Here is a 19,527-nt window from a genome sequence, read left to right on the forward strand (position 1 = left end):
AAGGCCGATCTACTTCGCCGGTGTCACCACCATCGCCGAGCCGCCCCCGCGCCGTACCTTCTCCGCCGCCGCCAGCCACTTCCCGTTCGGCAGCCGCTGGACGGCCGTCGCCGCGCCGATCTCCGGGTTCTGCCTAAAGCCATGGCCGATCGACTCCAGCCCAGTCCTCAACTCGCTGTTCCACAGGCCGGGTTCGAGCTCGGTGGTCGTCTGGTTGCGCTGGCTGGCGCGTGGCGCGGCAATCGCGTCGACCAGCGGAAGGCCACGGTCAACGAAGCCCGTCAGCGTCTGCAGCACGGTCGTGATGATCGTCGCGCCGCCCGGCGACCCGAGCGCCACCACCGGCTTGTTGTGCTGGTCCAGCACGATCGTCGGCGAGATCGACGAGCGCGGCCGCTTGCCCGGACCCGGCAGGTTCGGGTCGTGCACGTCGGGGCTGGCGGGTGTGAAGGAGAAGTCCGTCAGCTCGTTGTTGAGGATGAAGCCGCGGTCCGGGACGGTGATGCCGCTGCCGCCGGTCTGCTCGATGGTGAGGGTGTAGGCGACGACGTTGCCCCACTTGTCGGCCGCCGTGAGATGCGTGGTGTTCTCACCCTCGTACGTCGTCGGCGCCGCCGTACCACCGGCCGAGCAGGCCGCGGGGTTCCGCGGATCTCCCGGCGCCAGCGGGCTCTTCAGTACCGCGTCGTCCTTGATCAGGCACTCGCGCGAGTCGGCGTACTTCTGCGACAGCAGTTCCTTCGTCGGTACGTCCTCGAAGGCGGGGTCGCCCACCCAGCGCCCCCGGTCCGCGAAGGCGATACGGCTCGCCTCGATGTAGCGGTGCAGGTACTGGACGTCCGAGGCCTTCGAAAGGTCCGTGTTCTCAAGGATGTTGAGCGCCTCTCCGACCGTGGTGCCGCCGGAGGAGGAGGGGGCGATGGAGTAGACGTTCAGGCCGCGGTACGAGGTCTTCGTGGGCGCCTGCCGCTTCGTCTCGTACGCGGCGAGGTCCTTCAGGGACAGCTCGCCGGGGCGTGCGTTGCGTCCCGAAGCCGGGTCCACGGGCGGGTCGTTGACCGTGTCGACGATGTCCCGCGCCAGCTTGCCGCGGTAGAGCGCGCCGACGCCCTTGCGGCCCAACTCCTCGTACGTGCGCGCCAGATCGGGGTTCTTGAAGGTGGTGCCGACCACGGGCAGTTGGCCGCCGGGGAGGAACAGCTCGGCCGTGTCCGGGAAGTCCTTGAAGCGGGCCTGGTTGGACTCGGTCTGGGAGCGGAAGGTCGGGTCGACGGTGAACCCTTCGCGCGCGAGCCGCTCGGCGGGCTTCAGCAGCGGGCCGAGCCGCTTGCTGCCCCAGGCGTCGAGTGCCGTCTGCCAGGTGGCGGGCGTCCCGGGCGTTCCCACGCCGAGGCCGCTGGTCACCGCGTCGGCGAACGGGATCGGCTGCCCGTTCTCCAGGAAGAGTCCCGAGTCGGCGGTCAGGGGCGCCGTCTCGCGTCCGTCGATGGTGTGCACCGTACGGGACTTGGCGTCGTAGTAGACGAAGTAGCCGCCCCCGCCGATGCCCGCGGAGTACGGCTCGGTGACGCCGAGCGCCGCTGCCGTGGCGACGGCCGCGTCCACCGCGTTGCCGCCCTTGCGCAGGACCTCGATACCGGCGGCGGACGCGTCCGCGTCGACGCTCGACACGGCCCCGCCGTATCCGACGGCGACCGGCTCCTTCTCGGGCGGCGCGCCCGCAGGAGCGGACGGGGGTGCCGCCGCCCCGACCGAGACCACAGCGGCCGAGACCGCCAGGACCGCGAGCTTCCGTCTGACCGGACGACGCATGCCTACCTCCAGTTAACAGCCGTCTGCGCAGCGTACTTCTTTGCCATGATCCCGTCAGGGACTCCTCGAACAGCGTTCCGACGCGCCCGCTACCATGCGCGCCCATGAATGACGACGTGCGCAACATCGTTCTGGGCGCGGCCCTCGCAGTCATCGGCGCCGCGCTCGGCTGGCTCGCCCGTACGTACCTGTGGAAGCGCAAACTCCACCGTAAGCAGGCGTTCTTCGGGCTGCCCGAGAACTCCGAGTCGCTGCTGGTGGTGAATCGCGATGCGGGCGGCCCGGATCTCACGGTCGTGCGCCACGATGTGGCCGCGCTGCTCGAACTCGCCGCACTGATCAAGGACTGCGGCGCGCACTCCCAACTCGTCGCGCACGACGCGGCGCAGCAGGGCTTCGGGGAGCGTACGGAGTTCTGTGTGGGCCACCCCTCGGCGAACCGCCGGATGGCCGCGCATCTGCACTCGCTGCTGCCGGGCGTCCGCCTGAACACGGATCCGGAGCCGGGCCCGGACCGCGGCGCCTTCCAGATCGGCGGGGAGACCTATCGCCTGGAGCCCGGCCGGACCGAGTACGCGTTTCTCGCCCGGCTCACCGCGGGCCAGGGCCACGACACGACGAGACCCGTGTTCGTCTTCTGCGGCCAGCGCGCGATCACCAACCAGGCGGCCACCCGCTATCTCGCCCGCCATCACGAGCGGCTGGCGCGCAAGCACGGCAACAACTCCTTCGTCCTGCTCCTGAAGGTCACCAACTCCCAGGCGTACGGCTCCGATGTCGTCGAACTCGTCGCGGACGTCACAAAGGCCGCGCAGACCCCGGCAGTTGAGGCCGCTCCCCAGAAGGGACATCGCTCCTCCTAGGTCTCTACACATTTCAACGATCGTTACTCGCACGTAACTTACCGACGGGTTACCTACGGTAAGAGACGACGGTTACCGTCGGGTCACTTTGCACTTACACGAGTGAGGAGTGACCCATGGGAAGCCCTCGCAAGGGCCTGCGTACCACCGCCGTTGGTGCCGTTTCGGCGACCCTGCTCGCCGGCACGGCCCTGGGGCTCGCCCCTGCCGCCCAGTCGGCGCCGGGCATGCAGGCAGCCGCGGCCGGCGTCCGGTTCGTAGACATCGCCGGCGACGGCGGCACCACCCTCAAGGCCAACGTCGTCACCCCCACGGACGACGACGGCACCCGCCGCTACCCGCTGATCGTCCTGCCGACGAGCTGGGGCCTGCCCCAGGTCGAGTACCTCGCACAGGCCCAGAAGCTCGCCAACTCCGGCTATGTGGTCGTCAGTTACAACGTGCGCGGCTTCTGGGAGTCCGGCGGCCATATCGAGGTGGCGGGCCCGCCCGACATCGCGGACGCCTCCAAGGTGATCGACTGGGCGCTCGCCAACACCCCGGCCGACGCGGACAAGGTCGGCATGGCGGGCCTCTCGTACGGCGCGGGCATCAGCCTGCTCGCCGCCGCACACGACAAGCGCGTCAAGGCGGTCGCCGCACTCAGCGGCTGGGCCGACCTGATCGACTCGATCTACTCCGACCGCACCCAGCACTCCCAGGCGGCGGCTCTGCTGGACGGCGCTGGCAACATCACCGGCCGCCAGAGCCCCGAACTCAAGCAGATCTTCAAGGACTTCTTCGCCTCCAACCTGGCCAGGGAGCCGGAGATCATCGCCTGGGGGAAGAAGCGCTCCCCCGCGACGTACGTCGACCGGATCAACGCCAACGGCACGGCGGTCATGATGGCCAACGCCTGGGGCGACACGATCTTCCCGCCCAACCAGTACGCCGACTTCTACGAGAAACTGACCGGCCCCAAGCGGCTGGAACTGCGCCCCGGCGACCACGCCACCAACGAGGCGACCGGGCTGCTCGGCCTGCCCAACGACGTGTGGACCGACACCGCCCGCTGGTTCGACCACCACCTCAAGGGCGCGGCCAACGGCATCGACCGCGAGCAGCCCGTCCGGCTCAAGTCCCGCTCCACAGGCGGCTACGAGGGCTACCCGGACTGGAAGTCGGTCACCGCGACCCGCAAGAAGATCGACCTCGCGGGCACCACCACGATCCGCGCGAACGTCAACTCCGGCGCGGACGGCGGGATCGTCTTCCTCTCCAGCATCCTCGACCAGGTGGCCAAACTGCCCCCGATGGCCTCGATGCCGTTCCTGCCACGCCGGTACGCCGCCGTATGGCAGTCGGAGAAGTACACGAGCGCTGGGCGAGTGCGCGGGACCACGAAGCTGCACACCACGGTCACCAGCAACAAGGAGAGCGGCACCCTCGTCGCGTACCTCTACGACGTGGGCCCGCTCGGCCTCGGCAAACTGGTCACCAACGCGCCGTACACGTTCCACGGGCAGACGCCGGGCAAGCCGTTCGGCGTCGACCTGGAGCTGTTCTCCACGGCCTACGACGTCCCGGCGGGCCATCGGCTCGCCCTGGTCGTCGACACGGTCGACCCGCTCTACATCGAGCACAACCCGACCGGGGCGCAGCTGACCTTCTCCTCGCCCCCGGCCGATCCGTCGTACGTGTCGGTTCCGTTGGGCGGGTAACGGACTACGCCTCCGACACCTCGCCGTACAGCTGGGAGAGTTCCGGTACGCCGCTGGTCGCCCACTCGCGCCCGGCGGCGACCACGTCGATCTCGCGGCCGGATTCCAGCCGCACCACCGGCTGGCCGTTGGGCCACAGCTGCCAGGTCGCGCCGGGGACCGTGCGCAGGATGACGGTGCCGAGATACAGGCCGGCGTCGTTGCCGAGCCAGGGCAGGCTCTCCTCGTCGTCGCGCCAGCGCGGCAGCAGCTGGTCGAGCGCCTCCAACGAGGCCGGGGAGTCGTCGAGTTCGATTCCCGCCCGGTACGCCTGGGAGCGCAGCAGTTCGCACTCGGAGAGAAGCTCGGCCAACCCCTCACGATCACTCTCGCTGTCGGAGAAGACAGCGACTCTGGCGGGGTCTCGCTTCTTGCGCCAGTTGCCCAGGAACGAGATGTTCATACCTCCAGCCTGTCATCCATATCGCCCGGCGCACCACAGGGCACGCGGAGCCGCTTGTTCCAGGGGATTTCGCCAGGAGTTCGCGCGTCGATCATTGACGGGTCCCTGCCGTCTCCTTGGCTTCCCGGAGCACTTGTTGTCGCGCGTCTGTCGCTTGCATCTGTTGTCTCGCACATGCCTTGCAGCACGCGTTGTCCTGTCGGCAAACGGGAGGAGTCGGTCGTGCACCGACGTGTCTGGGGTCCGGCCGTCGCTCTCGCCCTTCTCATGATGGCGGTGCCGACGGCGTCCGCGAAGACCGGGCTGCCCACCCGGGCCGAGCCGCTCCCGCTGGAGCGGCTCTTCGACAACACGGCCGTCAGCGATGACGCGCGGCCCGGCGAGGCGGACTTCGACGGCTCGGGCGGCTCCCTGTCGGCTCGGGACCTGACCGCCGCGGGCTGGACGCCGGGCCGCACACTGACCGTCCAGGGTGCCCGGCTGACCTGGCCACGCAGGGCGGCGGGCCAACCCGACAACGTGCGCGCCGACGGCCAGTCCGTCCGGGTACGCGGCCGTGGCGAAGCCCTCGCGTTCCTGGTGGCGGGCACGGCCGGCGATGCGGCCACGGGCACGGGTGTGGTGCGGTACGCGAACGGCTCGCGCTCCTCGTACCGGCTGACCGCACCGGACTGGCGCCGCGGCCCCCTCGCTACCAAGGCCGTCGCACTCCCCCACGTCAACACGCCCGGCGGCCAACTCGCCGAGAAGGCACGGCTGTACGTCGTGACTGTGCCGCTCGTGCACGGCCGGGCCGTCTCCTCGGTCCAGCTGCCGCGCAATGCCGACCTGCATGTGTTCGCGCTGTCGGTACGCGCCGGTGCCCCGGGCTGGACGGGCAGTTGGGCCACTTCGACCTCCGGGTACACGGCGGTCGGGCCCTGGACGGACCGGACGCTGCGCCTCGTGGTGCACACCTCGGCAGGCGGGCCGCGCGTACGGATCCGGCTCGACAACACCTTCGCCGCGGCGCCCGTACGGATCGGCAGCGCGACGGTGGCGGTCCAGGCGTCCGGTGCGAGCCCGCGGAGCGCTCCCGTGCCGCTGTCGTTCCGGGGTGCCGCCGGGACCGAAATCCCCGCGGGGGCTCAGGCGTTCAGCGATCCGCTCGGCTTCGATGTGCCCGCGGACGCCAATCTGCTGGTGAGCTTCCATCTGCCGGGAACGGTGACCGCCGCGCCCGTGCACAGCCTCGCCGTCCAGCGGTCGTACCTCAGTGAACCGGGCGACCACGCGGCGGACGCCACCCCGGACGCGTACACCTCGGCGATCAGCAACTGGCCGCTACTGACCGGTGTGGACGTGGGCGGCGGGCCCGGTTCCGTGGTGCTGCTCGGGGACTCGATCACCGACGGCGAGAAGTCGACGCCGGACGCGAACCTGCGCTGGGGTGATGTGCTCGCCAGGCGGCTGCGGGACCAGGACGTGGTCCCGCACTACGGGGTCCTCAACCACGGCATCTCGGCGAACCGTGTGGTCACCGACCGCTACCCCGGTGACGGCATCTCCACCGACACGGGCGGCGTGAGCGCCCTGAACCGTCTCGACCGTGACGTCCTCGCCCAGACGTCGGCCCGTACGGCCATCGTGTTCCAGGGCGTCAACGACGTCCGCTGGGGTGCGAGCGCGGACCAGGTCATCGCCGGGCTGCGGGAGATCGCCGACCGGGCGCACGCGCGTGGGCTGCGGGTGCTGGCCGCGACGATCGTCCCCTGCGAGGGCGAGGCGCGGTGCACGGCTGCCGCCGACGCCGGCCGCTCCGCGGTGAACGGGTGGATTCGGTCCAGCTCCTCGTTCGACGGGGTGCTCGACTTCGATGCGGTGCTGCGGGATCCCGCACGTCCTTCGCGGATGCTGCCCGTGTACGACAGCGGGGATCACCTGCATCCGGGGAATGCAGGGCTCGCTGCGCTGGCGGAGGCTGTGGATTTGAGGGTGCTGTAGCTGCAGCGCCGCTTCGCGGGAAGGTCGTCATTCGGCTGCGGGTCCGTCGTGGCTGGTCGCTCCCCCACTCTCGAATTCGCTCGAGCGGGGGGACCCCCATCGCGGCGGAGCCGCACATTGATACAGCCCCGCGCCCCTGACGGGGCGCCCCCGACGGGCGCCCGGCTACAGGGGCAGGGCGCTCGGTTACACGTCCAAGTCCACCACCACCGGCGCATGGTCGGACGCGCCCTTGCCCTTGCGCTCCTCGCGGTCCACGTACGCGTCCGTGACCGCCTTTGCGAAAGGTTCGTTGCCGTAGACCAGGTCGATGCGCATGCCGCGGTTCTTGGGGAAGCCGAGTTGGCGGTAGTCCCAGTACGTGTACGGGTGGTCGTACTTGAGGGGGCGCGGGACCACGTCCGAGAGGCCGGCCTCGCGGAGTTCGGTGAGGGCGGCGCGCTCGGCGGGGGTGACGTGGGTGGAGCCCTCGAAGGCGGAGATGTCGTAGACGTCGTCGTCCGTCGGCGCGACGTTGTAGTCGCCCAGCACCGCGAACGGGCGGCTGCCGCCCACGTCGCCCGCGATCGCCGCCTTGAGGGCCTCGAACCACTGGAGCTTGTACGCGAAGTGGGGGTGGTCCACTTCTCGGCCGTTCGGCACGTACACCGACCAGACGCGGATCGGGCCGCAGGTCGCGGCTATGGCGCGGGGCTCCTGGACGCCGTCGTAGCCGGGGTCGCCGGGCAGGCCCTTGACCACGTCTTCGAGGCCTGCGCGGGAGATCACCGCCACGCCGTTCCAACGGCCCGTCGCATGCACCGCCGACTCGTAGCCCAGCGCGCTCAGCTCTTCGGTGGGGAACTGCTCGGCGGTGGTCTTGGCCTCCTGGAGGCACAGCACGTCGGTGCCGCTGCTCTCCAGCCAGGCCAGCAGCCTGGGGAGACGGGCGGTGATCGAGTTCACGTTCCAGGTGGCAATCCGCATGCCTCACAACTTACCGGGAGGGTCTGACAACAGCCCCGCGGAAGGCTTGCGCTCAGAGTTCGGCCGAGGCGCCCGGCGTCAGCCGCAGGTGCTCCGCGCCGCCCAGGCCGCCGATCTGCCGGTCGTAGATCGGGCGGGCGAGGTCGGTGAGGAGGGCGTCATGGATGTCGTACGCGCGCTGCGGTTTGACCTCGCGTACGTACTCGATGACCTCGGCGATCTTGTTCCAGGGGGCCATCACCGGGAGCATCAGCGTCTCGACGGGCTGGTCGGGGACGGTGAGGGCGTCGCCCGGGTGGAAGACGCGACCGCCGTCGACGAGATAGCCGACGTTGGTGATGCGCGGGATGTCGGGGTGGATCACGGCGTGCAGCTCGCCGTGGACCTGGACGTCGAAGCCCGCGGCCGTGAAGGTGTCGCCGTGGCCGACGGTGTGCACACGGCCGGGGAACGCCGCCGCGATCTGGTCGGAGACGGACTTCAGCGTCCACAGCTCGGCGCCGGGGTTGGCGTCAAGACCGGCTCGCAGACGGCCCTCGTCGAAGTGGTCGGGGTGCTCGTGCGTGACCAGGATCGCGTCCGCGCCGACCGCGGCGTCCTCCTCGCTGAAACCGCCGGGGTCGATGACGAGCATGCGCCCGTCCTTCTCGAGCCGGATACAGGCGTGCGACTTCTTCGTGAGCTTCATGGGTTCCATCCTGCCCCTGACCCAGGAGCGACCTCACTCCCGGTACTCACTCCTGAGGTGTGGTCTCCTCGCGGATGACCTGCTGCGCCACCTTGAAGGCGCTGTTCGCCGCCGGTACACCGCAGTAGACGGCCGCGTGGAGGAGTACTTCCTTGATCTCGGCCGGAGTGAGGCCGTTGCGGAGGGCGGCCCGGGTGTGGAAGGCGAGCTCTTCGAGATGGCCGCCCGCGACGAGGGCGGTGAGCGTGACGCAGCTGCGGGAGCGTCTGTCCAGACCGGGGCGGTCCCATATCTCGCCCCACGCGTAGCGCGTGACGAACTCCTGGAAGTCCCCGGAGAACTCGTCCGCCTGGGCGAACGCCCGGTCCACGTGCGCGTCGCCGAGCACCTCGCGGCGGACCTTGATGCCCGCGTCGTACGGGTCGGGCCTGCCCAGGGCCTCGGGCTGCTCGGCGGCGGCGATCTCGGCGACGGGCGCGACCGGCGGGGCCGCGGCCAGCACCGGCTTGACCGGGGACGCCGCGATCGCCATATGGCCGGTGGTCGTGTCGAAGGCGGGCTGCCAGGCGCTGGTGAAGTGCCGTACGAGGAGGTCGGTGACCGCGGCGGGCTGCTCCACGGGGACCAGGTGCGAGGCGCCGGGCACGACCGCGAGACGGGCGTCCGGTATTCCGGCGACCAGGGTGCGGGCCTCGGCGGGGCCGGTGACCTGGTCGTCGGAGCCGACGAGGACGAGCGTGGGCACGCCGACGCGGCCGAGTTCGGGGCGTACGTCGAAAGAGGCGAGCGCCTCGCAGGCGGCGATGTAGCAGCCGGGGTCGGTGGTGCGCACCATCTGCACGGCCCACTCGGTGATCGCGGGCTGGGCGGCGGCGAAGCCGGTGGTGAACCAGCGCTCCGGGGACGTACGGGCGATGGGGTCGAGGCCGTTCGTCCGTACGATCACTCCGCGCTGGCGGAACTCGTCTGCCGTGCCGAAGCGCGGTGAGGCGGCGATCAGGGCGAGCGAGGCGACCCGCTCCGGGTGGCGCAGGGCCAGCTCCGTGCCGACGGCGCCGCCGAGCGCGCAGCCCGCGTAGCCGAACCGCTGGACGCCGAGCCCGTCGAGCGTGCCGAGCAGCCGGTCGGCGAGGTCGTTGACCGAACCGGCCGGGTACGCGGGCGCGCCGCCGTGGCCCGGCAGGTCGAACCGGAAGATCCTCCAGTGCTTCATCAGCTCCGGGACCTGCCGGTCCCACATGTGCCAGGTGGTACCGAGCGAGGGGCCGAGGACAAGGACCGGAGCATCTTCCGGGCCGTCGAAGCGGTACTGGAGGGCGGGGGACTTCATCTCACTCACCGCTCCAAGCTAGCTTCCGCTCCTGTGGGCGCGAAAACGGGACCGGTTTGTCCACATTGCCTGCACGGGGCCGCCACATGTGAAGCGACGGCGCACTGGAGGGTTCGGCCGGGGCTCATGGGGCGTCCGGTGTGCCCAGGCCGGTGAGGGCGCCGACCGGGTCGAGGTCGGGGGTTCCCCGGGGCCACCAGTCGTCGTGGCCCGGTTCCGACTCGTACGCGTACCAGAGGCCGTCGTGGCCGAGGCGGAGCTGTATGTGGCCGCGAGGGTGGGTGAGGTGGTTGTGCCAGGGGCGGAAGGCAGGGAAGTCGGCGGCCAGGAGGAGGGGGCGTGCGCGGTCGAAGCGGCCCGCCGGTGGGTCCCAGGTTTCCTCGAGGACGGCGAGCCCTTCGAGTCCGCCCTGGCGCCAGGCGGCGACCGCACGCGCCAGGTCGGCGGGGGTGCGGCCGGCGGCGGAGGCGAGGGACGCGTACAGGGCGCGGGTGGTGGCGGTGAGGCCGGAGCCGGGGCGGGTGGCGGCGAGGCGTACGGCGTCCTGCCAGAGCGTCAGCTCTGCGACCGGGTCACGTCCCGTCGTGAGCAGCGCGTGTGCTCGGGTGGCCGCGTCGGTGGCCAGCTGGTCGAGGGCCATCGGGTCCGGGCCGCCCGGGGATGCCGGATAGACCGGCGGCTGTTCGGGGTGTGCTGGCGGGGGCAACGGCTGTGGCAGCGGCGGGAGTTGGCGGGGTGCCAGGGCGTCACGAGCGCGTACGCCGGGAAGTTCGGGTTCTTGGCCTCCTTTCTGGCCTGCGTGGGCTGAGCGGGCGGCCAGGGCGGCGTTGCGGCGTGACAGTGCGTCCAGCAGCTCGCGCTCGCCTCGGCCGCGCAGCAGGAGCAGCACGAAGGGGTCTTCGTCCAGCAGCCGTGCCGTCTGGTAGCAGAGGGCGGCCGCGTGCTTGCAGGGGTGGCCGAAGTCGGGACAGCTGCAGTGCGGTTCGAGGTCTCCGGGGCCGGGGAGCAGTTCGACCCCGCACTCGGCGAGCGACTGGGGCATGTCCTTGTCGAGCAACGCCGCGATGTGCCCCGGCCGTTCGGCAGCGGCGTCCAGGAATCGCTCCCAGTCCTCGTCCGTGAGCGTACGCATCCGGATCTGCACGCGGTACGGCCGCGGCCGGCTCCCGTGCACATACGCGAGCACGAGCCCCGGCGTGACGGTCACGGCATCCACGTGCCCCTCCCCTGCATACACCCGCCCGCGCGCAAGCCGCGCCGGATCCAGCGCCGCCTCCTCCAGCGCCCTCACCCAGGCGTCACCCCACCACGTCTCGGCGAACCTGCCGCCTCCGGGCGACTGCCGCGGAAGGGCGGGGAAGGTACGCCGCAGGTCGCCGGCGGAGGCTGGGGGTGTGGTGTGCGGCTGGGGGGCTCCTCCGGGCGCGGAGAGGGAACGGGGCGGTGGACCGTCCGCGTCGGGCGCGGGCCCGGTGGGTCGCGTACGGGCGTCTCGGCCGACGGGACCTACAGCGGGCGCCGGGCCGGGTGGGAACCTTCGCTCGGTGGGCGGAGGGGCGGCTTCCGGGGTCGTTGCCGAGTGGACGGGGCTGCGGGGAGGCGCCGCGCGGCGGTCTGCTGTGCTCGGTGACGGTGCCGAGGCGGAAGGCTTCGGCTTCGCGGCAACGGGGCGGCTCGGGCCATCAACTCCCTTGGCCCCAAAGGCTGTACGGGACCGACCCGCGCCGGTTCGGGCGGCACGCAAGGCCTCGCGGGCCACGTCACCGGGACGCGGCGCACCGGAGCCCACGCCATCGTCGGGACGGTCGGCGACCGGGACGGGCTCGGATGCGGCCTCGTCCTCGGTACGCACGGTGCGTGGCCCGCCCGCACCCCGCAGAGCGTCACGCGCCACGTCACCCGGCCGGGGCCCCTGCGCAGTCCGCTGCGTCTGCCGCCGGGCGGCGGTCGCCTCGGAGGCCGCCTGGTCCGTACCTCGTGTCGCCGGTCGCGCCTCGGGGGTGGCGGAGTGGTCATCCTCCGAGTCGACCTCGTCGTTCCCGACCTGACCGCGCCGCGCGGCCCACAGGGCACGGCGGGCCACATCGGCGGGCCTGGCCTCACCGGATGAGCGCGCCGGGTCCGGTCGCCCTGTCGAAGACATCACGCCGACCTCCGGAGTGAGACCAGGTCCGACAGCTCGCGGTCGGTGAGCTCCGTGAGGGAGGCCTCGCCGGAGCCCAGGATCGCGTCGGCCAGCGCCCGCTTCGAGGCGAGCATCTCGGCGATGCGGTCCTCCACCGTGCCCTCGGTGATGAGGCGGTGGACCTGGACGGGCTGGGTCTGGCCGATGCGGTAGGCGCGGTCGGTGGCCTGTTCTTCGACCGCTGGGTTCCACCAGCGGTCGAAGTGGACGACATGGCCCGCGCGCGTGAGGTTCAGGCCCGTGCCGGCCGCCTTCAGGGACAGGACCAGGACAGGCGTCGCCCCGCTCTGGAAACGGTCCACCATGTGTTCGCGCTCGGGCACCGGCGTACCGCCGTGCAGCAGCTCGACCGGTACCGCCCTGGCCGTGAGGTGGGAGCTGATCAGTCGCCCCATCCCCACGTACTGGGTGAAGACGAGCGCCGAACCGTCCTCGGCGAGCAGCGTGTCCAACAACTCGTCGAGCAGGGCCAGTTTCCCGGACCGGGCGGCGGTGGGGGTGCCCCCGCGCGAGCGGAGCCGAGCGTGGGGGAGGTCGCCGGTCTTCGGCGGGACGTCCTCCTTCAGGTACAGCGCGGGGTGGTCGCAGATCTGCTTCAGCGCACCCAGCAACTTCAGTACCAAGCCCCGGCGGGCAATACCCTCTGTCGTCTCGATCGCCAGCATCGACTCGCGCACCACCGCCTCGTAGAGCGCGGCCTGTTCTCGGGTGAGCGGGACGGGGTGGTCCGTCTCCGTCTTGGGCGGGAGCTCGGGGACGATGCCCGGGTCGGACTTCTTGCGGCGCAGCAGGAAGGGGCGGATCAGCCGGGCCAGGCGGGCCACGGCCTCGTCGTCCTCGCCGTTCTCCACCGCGCGCGCGTGCCGGGCGCGGAAGGACTTCAGGGGGCCGAGCAGTCCGGGGGTCGTCCAGTCGAGCAAGGCCCAGAGCTCGGAGAGGTTGTTCTCCACGGGTGTCCCGCTCAGGGCAACCCGGGCCGGCGCGGGGATCGTACGCAGTGCCTTCGCGGTCGCCGAGTACGGGTTCTTGACGTGCTGCGCCTCGTCCGCGACGACCATGCCCCATCGCTGCTGGGCGAGCCGGGCCGCCGCCGACCGCATCGTCCCGTACGTGGTGAGGACGAATCCGCCGTCCAGGTCCTCCAGTGTGCGGCCCGCTCCGTGGTAGCGGCGGACGGGGACGCCGGGGGCGAAGCGGTTGATCTCCCGCTGCCAGTTGCCGAGCAGTGAGGCCGGGCAGACCACGAGGGTCGGTTCGCGGCGCGCCCGCTTCAGGTGGAGGGCGATGACGGTGACGGTCTTACCGAGCCCCATGTCGTCGGCGAGGCAGCCGCCGAGGCCGAGCGAGGTCATGAGGTCGAGCCAGGCCAGCCCGCGCAGTTGGTAGTCCCGCAGCGTCGCCGTCAGACCGGCGGGCGGCTCGGCGGGCCGTACCCCCGCCGTCAGCCGGTCGCGCAGCGCGGCCAGCGCGCCGACGGGCACCGCCTCGACCGTCTCGCCGTCGACCTCCGCGCTGCCGGTGAGCGCGACGGAGAGCGCGTCGACCGGGTCGAGCAGACCCAGTTCGCGTTTACGCGCCTTGCGGACGAGGGCCGGATCGACGAGCACCCACTGGTCCCGCAGCCGCACGACGGGCCGGTGCGCCTCGGCCAGCGTGTCCATCTCGGCCTCGCTGAGCGGATCGCCGCCGAGCGCCAACTGCCAGCGGAACTGGAGCAGTTCCTCGCTCTCGAAGAACCCGGTGCCGTCCGTGGCAGAACCGGGCGCCGGACGCACCACCGCCGCCGCGCTCAGGTCCTGGGCGAGGTCGCGGGGCCAGTGCACGGCGACTCCGGCCGCGCCGAGGCGGGTCGCCGCGACGCCGAGCAGATCGGACAACTCGTCCTCGGACAGCGCGAGTACGTCCGGTACGTACTGTTCCGACAGCCGGTCCAGCGGCGGCCAGACACGGGCCGCGCGCCGCACGGCCAGGGCGGCGTCCACGCGCGCGCGTGGCCCGAACGTCGCGTCGGCCTCGCCCGCCCACAGGGCCGCGGCGTCGACGACGAGGGTGGGGTCGGCGAGGCTGTGCACCTGGACGACGGCCGCGCCCGCCCTCCGCGTGGCCTCGCCGTCGTCGGTGTCGCTGTCGTCGAAGAGGTCGTACGCGGACAGGTCCAGGCGCAGCGAGATCCGTACGCCCGCGTCCATGCCCGCGGCGACCTCTGCCGCCCAGTGCCGGGCGCCCGGCAACCGCTGCGGCTCGCGCGCGGCGAAGGGCTTCCCGACCGCGTACGGCGCGGCCTCGGTGCGTGGCAGGGTGTCGGCGACGGCGTCGAGGAAGGCGCGCATCAGCGCTTCCGGGTCGGGCAGTTGGAGTGGGCTCCGGCCGGGGAGCGGTACGGCATGTCCCTCGTACGGGAGGGCCGCGGCCACCGCTCTCAAGTGGGCGATGTCGTCCGGATCCAGTGGTCCGGCGCGCCACGCGTCGTGGCCGTCCTGCGTCAGTCCGGGCAGCAGTCGCCCGCGCGCGAGGAGCCGCAGCGCGTGCAGCGCGGCGGCGCCCCAGCATGTCGTGGCGGGATGCGCCGCGGGGTCCCGCCTCGCCCGTACGAGCAAGGGCAGCGCCTCGCCGATCGCGAGGGTCAGTGCGGGCGCCGATGCCCGCCGGACTCCCGCGCCATGCCGCCGCACCACCGTCAGTTCGGCCTGCTCGCCCTCCGGCAGCGCCCCACCGTCCGGGTCCCAGAACGCGATCCGCCCGTCCCGCGGCAGTCCGGCCGGCAGAAAGACGGCCGCGAGCCGGACCGGCACGGCGGTCCGCGCGGCTTCTGCCACGCGCCCCTCGACCTCCCCCACGCTCATGCTCCCTGCCACCTCCCTCACCGCAGTCGGACCAGTCGGACCACTGGTCGTCGGCCCAGTCGGAACACTGGTCGTCGAACCAGTCGGATCACTCGTCTTCGACTGTACGGGCCGGGTCTGACAATCGGGCTCGGCGGCCGAACCGGGAGGTCACCGGAAGGTCAGGAAGGTCAAGGTCAGGAAGGTCAGGGCGTCGTTCTGGAGACCACGTACACCATGGGACGGCCGGGCTTCGACCAGTTCACGACCATGTCCAGCGTGGGAGTCGGGTTCTTCCGCGCGCGGGTGAGGCCCGACCAGGGGCCGGGTGTCGTGAAGTCCCAGTCGACGATGTTCCGGTGGCGGGCGCTGATGGGGAAGTCGTCCTTCTCCAGGGCGGCGCGGCTGGTGCCGATGCTCTTGAGGAACTTGTCGAAGCCGTCGTCGCTGGTGCGGAACTGGACGTACAGACGGCTGGTCCTCCAGTTGTTCGTCTCGTAGTACGAGACCTTCTTCGAGCCCGGCGGGATCGGCACATGGTAGAGACGGCGCTGGACACGCGAGGGCCAGTCCGGGGTGAGGCCCCTCGCGGCGTACTTCTCTTCCTTGTTCCTGCCGCTGTCACGACTCTGGTTGGCGGAGATCACCAGATAGCCGGCCGGGATGCCGATCAGCAGCACGATGATCAGCAGCGTCAGCGCGCGTCGGCGGATCTTGTGGCCCCGGCCCTCGGGCGGGCGCGGATCGTCCGGCGACGGCACCTGGTGGGACAGTGCGGCGGCCGTCACAGCGACCCCTGTGTCGTACGACGCGACTGCACATACCGCTCGTACCGCTCATAGCGCTCCACCCTGCGCCGATTGGCACGCCGGAAACGGCGGGCGACGAGCCGGGCGAGATCGGCGGCGCCGACCATCCCGGCCTCGGGGCCGAGCTGGGCGCGGGCGATGCGGGCCTCGGGGCGGTAGCCGCGACCGGTCAGATGGCGCCGGAAGGCGTCCCGCGCGGGGCCGATCAGCAGGTCGTCGGCCGCCGAGACACCACCGCCGATGACGAAGCAGGAGGGGTCGAGCGCGGCGGCCAGGTTCGCGATGCCGACGCCGAGCCACTGGCCGATGTCCTGGAGCAGCTCGACGCACATGGCGTCGCCCTCACGGGCCAGCTCGGTGATCATCGGGCCCGTGATCTCGGAGATGTCGCCCTTGACGTGCTCGATGATGCCGTACGCCACCGGGGAGTCGGCGGCGGCGAGTTCACGGGCCTCGCGCACCAGCGCGTTGCCTGAGCTGTACTGCTCCCAGCAGCCGCGGTTGCCGCAGGGGCAGCGGTGGCCGCCGGGCACGACCTGCATATGGCCGAACTCGCCCGCCACACCGAACTTGCCGCGCTTGACCTGGCCGTCCTCCAGGATCGCGCCCCCGATACCGGTGCCCAGCGTGATCATGACCAGGTGGTCGTCGCCACGGCCCGCACCGAAGCGCCACTCCGCCCAGGCCGCGGTGTTGGCGTCGTTGTCGACGAGGACGGGCACGGCGAGGCGCCCGGAGATCCGGTCCCTCAGAGGCTCGTTGCGCCACGACAAGTGGGGGGCGAACAGGACGCGGTTGCGGTCGGCGTCGACCCAACCGGCCGCTCCTATGCCGACGGCGTGCACGTCGTGCCGGTCGGAGAGGTCCAGGACCAGTTCGACGATGGTGTCCTCGACGACCTTGGGGCTCTTGGACTTGTCGGGGGTCTCGGTGCGGACCTTCTCGAGGATGTTGCCGTCCGCGTCGACAACACCCGCCATCACCTTCGTACCGCCGATGTCGATGCCGACGGTGGGGACGCGGGGAGCCGTCAGATGCGATCGGCGCTCACGCGTGCCGACGGTCCGCAGGACGGTGCCCCGTGCGGAGCCGCGGTGTGCGAGGGCGAGGTCGCGGTAGGTGCTCATCGCGCCGATTCTGCCGCACGCTGGCGCTGGCTTGCACGGGGAGCCCCTTCGCTTCGCTTGGGGCCGCCTGGAAACTGCAGGCCGTTTACAAGGTCACGGGTGCGTCGTGGCTGGTCGCGCAGTTCCCCGCGCCCCTTACAGGGCGCTCCCCGTACGGTCGCGGGAAAAGGGGAACTCACGGGCGTACGAGCAGTTGGAACTCGAACGAGTAGCGCGACGCCCGGTACGTATGCGTGCCGTACTCCACCGCCCGCCCCGTGTCGTCGAACGTCGTGCGTTGCATGGTGAGGAGGGGAGCACCCTCGGGTTCGCCCAGGCGGTCCGCCTCCACCACGGTGGCGGCGCGGGCTCCTACCGTCTGGCGGGCGCTGTGCAGGGTGATGCCGGCGGCGCGCATCAGCCGGTACAGGCCGGTGGCCTCCAGCTGGGAGCTGTCCAGGTCGAGGAGGCCGGGCGGCAGGAAGTTGCAGAGGTACGCCATCGGCTCGCCGTGGGCCAGGCGCAGCCGTTCCACCCGGTGTACGTCGCTGCCCTCGGCCACCGCGAGGGCGGCGGCGATCTCGGCCGACGCGGGGACGACGGTGTTGACGAGGACCCGGGTCGCCGGGCGCTGGCCGGCCGCCTCCAGGTCGTCGTACAGGCTGCTCAGCTCCAGCGGGCGCTTGACCTGGCTGTGTACGACCTGGGTGCCGACGCCGCGGCGGCGTACGAGGAGGCCCTTGTCGACGAGGGACTGGATGGCCTGGCGAACCGTCGGCCGGGACAGGCCGAGCCGCGCGGCGAGCTCGATCTCGTTGCCGAGGAGGCTGCCGGGCGTGAGCGCGCCGTGCTCGATCGCCGCCTCGAGCTGTTGGGACAGCTGGAAGTACAACGGCACCGGACTGCTCCGGTCGACGCTGAGCTGGAGCGTCACGGTCGGATCCACTTCTGCTTTGGGCACGGGGCGAGCGTAGCTCTGGTGAATGATGACGGGAAGTCGTGAAGTTCGATTGTCAGGACAAAGCTTGACAGCGGGCTGGTTTCAGCCGCAGTTTGGTCCCATGCGCATCGGACTTATCGGAACGGGTCGTATCGGTACATTCCATGCGACGGCTCTCAGTCGCCATCGTGAGGTCGGCGGATCTCTGATCGTCACCGACGCGGACACCGCCCGGGCCCGTGCGCTGGCCGACCGTCTGGGCGCCACGGCCGCTCCCAGCGTCGATGAGATCTTCACCTGGGGCGTGGACGCCGTCGTCATCACCGCGGCCACGTCGGCCCACGCCGAACTGATCGGTCGGGCAGCACGCGCCGGGCTCCCGGTGTTCTGCGAGAAGCCCATCGCCCTCGATCTGCCGGGCACGCTCCACGCACTCGCCGAGGTCGAGACGGCCGGAACGATCCTGCAGATGGGCTTCCAGCGCCGTTTCGACGAGGGCTACACGGCCGCGCGCGAGGTGGTGCGCTCGGGCAGCCTCGGGCGGCTGCACACCGTGCGGGCGATGACATCCGACCAGACGCCGCCCCCGGCCGCGTATCTCCCGCTGTCGGGCGGCCTGTACCGGGACTGTCTGGTGCACGACTTCGACATCCTGCGCTGGGTGACGGACCATGAGATCACCGAGGTGTACGCGATGGGCTCGGACGCCGGGCCCGCGATGTTCCGCGAGGCGCATGACATCGATACCGCCGCGGCCGTCCTGACCCTGGACGACGGCACGCTCGCCACGGCGACGGCGACCCGGATGAACGGCGCCGGATACGACGTACGCATGGAACTGGCCGGTGAGCTGGACCAGGTCGGCGTCGGCCTGGACGACCGTACGCCGATCGCCTCCACGGAGCCGACCGGCCCGCCGCCCGCGACCAAGCCGTGGACCGGCTTCCTGGAGCGCTTCGCGCCCGCGTACGAGGCGGAGTTGCACGCCTTCGTCGAGGTCGTGCGCGGGGAGCGCGCCAACCCGTGCGACGGGCGCGAGGCGCTGCAGGCGCTGCGGATCGCCGAGGCGTGCGAACTCTCGCGGCGCGAGCGCCGGTTGGTGTCGGTGGCGGAGATCCCGGGCGGCCGGGACTGAACGCTCCGCTGGAGAGGCGACTCGAAAGCTGCGGGCCATCTGGGGCTGGTCGCTCTCAGCGCTCAGTGCCCGTCGCCCTCCAGGAGTCCCGCGTCGTACGTCAACAGGGCGATCTGTACTCGGTTGTTGAGGTCGAGCTTGGCGAGGATGCGGGACACGTGGGTCTTGACGGTGGCGACGCTCATGAACAGCTCGCGGGCGATCTCGGCGTTCGAGTGCCCCTGTCCGACGGCGACGGCCACTTCGCGTTCGCGGTCGTTGAGAGCTGCGATGCGTCTGCGGGCGGTCGCGTGCCGGGTGTCCGGGCCGCTGCCGCCCGCGGCGTGCGCCATCAACTGGCGGGTGACCGTGGGGGAGAGAACGGGGTCGCCGGCCGCGACACGGCGTACGGCCTCGATGATGTCCGCCGGTGGGGTGTCCTTGAGTACGAATCCGGCGGCGCCCGCTCGCAGTGCCCTCAGGACCTGCTCGTCGGCGTGAAAGGTGGTCAGCACGACGACCTGCGGCGCGTCCTTTCGCTCCCTGAGCCGTTCCGTGGCGGCGAGTCCGTCCACGTTCGGCATCCGGATGTCCATGAGGACCACATCGGGGCGGGTCCGCTCGACGAGTTCGTCCACCTCGCTCCCGTCGGCGGCCTCCCCCACGATCTCGAGATCATCGGCACCGCCCATCATGAAGGCCAGTCCGGCGCGAACCAGCGGGTCATCGTCGACGAGGAGCAGACGGATCGGAGTCATGAGCCTCAC

At 71.3% G+C, this 19,527-nt stretch carries 15 protein-coding genes; 4 read left to right on the forward strand and 11 right to left on the reverse strand.

All coding sequences use genetic code 11. The features are described from left to right. Positions 1-9 precede the first annotated feature (9 nt). Complete coding sequence (gene ggt / locus IEZ21_RS20365) at positions 10-1,812, reverse strand: gamma-glutamyltransferase (protein ID WP_189323339.1); 1,803 nt, start codon at positions 1,810-1,812, stop codon at positions 10-12. 104 nt (positions 1,813-1,916) lie between these two features. Here ggt and IEZ21_RS20370 point away from each other — a divergent pair, with 104 nt between their 5' ends. Then, positions 1,917-2,675 (forward strand): hypothetical protein, encoded by a 759-nt coding sequence (locus IEZ21_RS20370; RefSeq protein ID WP_189323340.1) that lies wholly within the window; start codon positions 1,917-1,919, stop codon positions 2,673-2,675. Positions 2,676-2,791: 116 nt separating this feature from the next. Continuing rightward, complete coding sequence (locus tag IEZ21_RS20375) at positions 2,792-4,375, forward strand: alpha/beta fold hydrolase (protein WP_189323341.1); 1,584 nt, start codon at positions 2,792-2,794, stop codon at positions 4,373-4,375. A gap of 4 nt (positions 4,376-4,379) precedes the next feature. On the opposite strand, the gene IEZ21_RS20380 is transcribed toward IEZ21_RS20375, so the two are convergent. After that, entirely contained in the window at positions 4,380-4,817 is a 438-nt protein-coding gene (locus tag IEZ21_RS20380; protein WP_189323342.1) for a DUF6278 family protein, read from the reverse strand. Positions 4,818-5,084: 267 nt separating this feature from the next. Between IEZ21_RS20380 and IEZ21_RS20385 the strand changes: the two genes are divergently transcribed. Then, entirely contained in the window at positions 5,085-6,800 is a 1,716-nt protein-coding gene (locus tag IEZ21_RS20385; RefSeq protein WP_373302261.1) for an SGNH/GDSL hydrolase family protein, read from the forward strand. A 186-nt stretch (positions 6,801-6,986) separates the two neighbouring features. Here the strand turns inward: IEZ21_RS20385 and IEZ21_RS20390 are convergent, their stop codons facing one another. The 8 genes from IEZ21_RS20390 to IEZ21_RS20425 form a co-directional block, all read right to left on the reverse strand. Then, entirely contained in the window at positions 6,987-7,766 is a 780-nt protein-coding gene (locus IEZ21_RS20390) for an exodeoxyribonuclease III (protein ID WP_189323344.1), read from the reverse strand. Between the two features lie 52 nt (positions 7,767-7,818). Next, complete coding sequence (locus IEZ21_RS20395; protein WP_189323345.1) at positions 7,819-8,454, reverse strand: MBL fold metallo-hydrolase; 636 nt, start codon at positions 8,452-8,454, stop codon at positions 7,819-7,821. 46 nt (positions 8,455-8,500) lie between these two features. Beyond that, complete coding sequence (pcaDC, locus tag IEZ21_RS20400; RefSeq protein ID WP_189323469.1) at positions 8,501-9,784, reverse strand: bifunctional 3-oxoadipate enol-lactonase/4-carboxymuconolactone decarboxylase PcaDC; 1,284 nt, start codon at positions 9,782-9,784, stop codon at positions 8,501-8,503. Positions 9,785-9,908: 124 nt separating this feature from the next. Further along, positions 9,909-11,927, reverse strand: a complete 2,019-nt coding sequence (locus tag IEZ21_RS20405) for an SWIM zinc finger family protein (protein ID WP_189323346.1) — start codon at positions 11,925-11,927, stop codon at positions 9,909-9,911. After that, positions 11,927-14,812, reverse strand: a complete 2,886-nt coding sequence (locus IEZ21_RS20410; RefSeq protein ID WP_189323347.1) for an SCO1167/SCO6262 family helicase — start codon at positions 14,810-14,812, stop codon at positions 11,927-11,929. Before IEZ21_RS20410 ends, IEZ21_RS20405 begins: the two co-directional genes overlap by 1 nt. 185 nt (positions 14,813-14,997) lie before the next feature. Then, a complete protein-coding gene (locus IEZ21_RS20415) occupies positions 14,998-15,579 on the reverse strand; it encodes a sugar kinase (RefSeq protein ID WP_189323348.1) in 582 nt (193 codons plus the stop codon). Continuing rightward, on the reverse strand, positions 15,576-16,727 hold the full coding sequence (locus IEZ21_RS20420) for an ROK family glucokinase (protein WP_189323349.1): 1,152 nt from the start codon (positions 16,725-16,727) through the stop codon (positions 15,576-15,578). The genes IEZ21_RS20415 and IEZ21_RS20420 overlap by 4 nt, the downstream gene beginning before the upstream one ends. A gap of 175 nt (positions 16,728-16,902) precedes the next feature. Next, complete coding sequence (locus IEZ21_RS20425; protein WP_106972571.1) at positions 16,903-17,640, reverse strand: GntR family transcriptional regulator; 738 nt, start codon at positions 17,638-17,640, stop codon at positions 16,903-16,905. A 127-nt stretch (positions 17,641-17,767) separates the two neighbouring features. Here IEZ21_RS20425 and IEZ21_RS20430 point away from each other — a divergent pair, with 127 nt between their 5' ends. After that, positions 17,768-18,781 (forward strand): Gfo/Idh/MocA family protein, encoded by a 1,014-nt coding sequence (locus IEZ21_RS20430; RefSeq protein WP_189323350.1) that lies wholly within the window; start codon positions 17,768-17,770, stop codon positions 18,779-18,781. Positions 18,782-18,843: 62 nt separating this feature from the next. Here IEZ21_RS20430 and IEZ21_RS20435 read toward each other — a convergent pair whose 3' ends face one another. Next, entirely contained in the window at positions 18,844-19,518 is a 675-nt protein-coding gene (locus tag IEZ21_RS20435) for a response regulator (protein WP_189323351.1), read from the reverse strand. Positions 19,519-19,527 lie beyond the last annotated feature (9 nt).

It is taken from the genome of Streptomyces flaveus (assembly GCF_014647675.1).
GTDB lineage: Bacteria > Actinomycetota > Actinomycetes > Streptomycetales > Streptomycetaceae > Streptomyces > Streptomyces flaveus.

Excerpts from the sequence above, each read along its gene's own strand:
- ggt (WP_189323339.1), bottom strand. The coding sequence starts at position 1,812 with ATGCGTCGTCCGGTCAGACGGAAGCTCGCGGTCCTGGCGGTCTCGGCC.
- IEZ21_RS20370 (WP_189323340.1), top strand. The coding sequence starts at position 1,917 with ATGAATGACGACGTGCGCAACATCGTTCTGGGCGCGGCCCTCGCAGTC.
- IEZ21_RS20375 (WP_189323341.1), top strand. The coding sequence starts at position 2,792 with ATGGGAAGCCCTCGCAAGGGCCTGCGTACCACCGCCGTTGGTGCCGTT.
- IEZ21_RS20380 (WP_189323342.1), bottom strand. The coding sequence starts at position 4,817 with ATGAACATCTCGTTCCTGGGCAACTGGCGCAAGAAGCGAGACCCCGCC.
- IEZ21_RS20385 (WP_373302261.1), top strand. The coding sequence starts at position 5,085 with ATGATGGCGGTGCCGACGGCGTCCGCGAAGACCGGGCTGCCCACCCGG.
- IEZ21_RS20390 (WP_189323344.1), bottom strand. The coding sequence starts at position 7,766 with ATGCGGATTGCCACCTGGAACGTGAACTCGATCACCGCCCGTCTCCCC.
- IEZ21_RS20395 (WP_189323345.1), bottom strand. The coding sequence starts at position 8,454 with ATGAAGCTCACGAAGAAGTCGCACGCCTGTATCCGGCTCGAGAAGGAC.
- pcaDC (WP_189323469.1), bottom strand. The coding sequence starts at position 9,784 with ATGAAGTCCCCCGCCCTCCAGTACCGCTTCGACGGCCCGGAAGATGCT.
- IEZ21_RS20405 (WP_189323346.1), bottom strand. The coding sequence starts at position 11,927 with ATGTCTTCGACAGGGCGACCGGACCCGGCGCGCTCATCCGGTGAGGCC.
- IEZ21_RS20410 (WP_189323347.1), bottom strand. The coding sequence starts at position 14,812 with ATGAGCGTGGGGGAGGTCGAGGGGCGCGTGGCAGAAGCCGCGCGGACC.
- IEZ21_RS20420 (WP_189323349.1), bottom strand. The coding sequence starts at position 16,727 with ATGAGCACCTACCGCGACCTCGCCCTCGCACACCGCGGCTCCGCACGG.
- IEZ21_RS20430 (WP_189323350.1), top strand. The coding sequence starts at position 17,768 with ATGCGCATCGGACTTATCGGAACGGGTCGTATCGGTACATTCCATGCG.
- IEZ21_RS20435 (WP_189323351.1), bottom strand. The coding sequence starts at position 19,518 with ATGACTCCGATCCGTCTGCTCCTCGTCGACGATGACCCGCTGGTTCGC.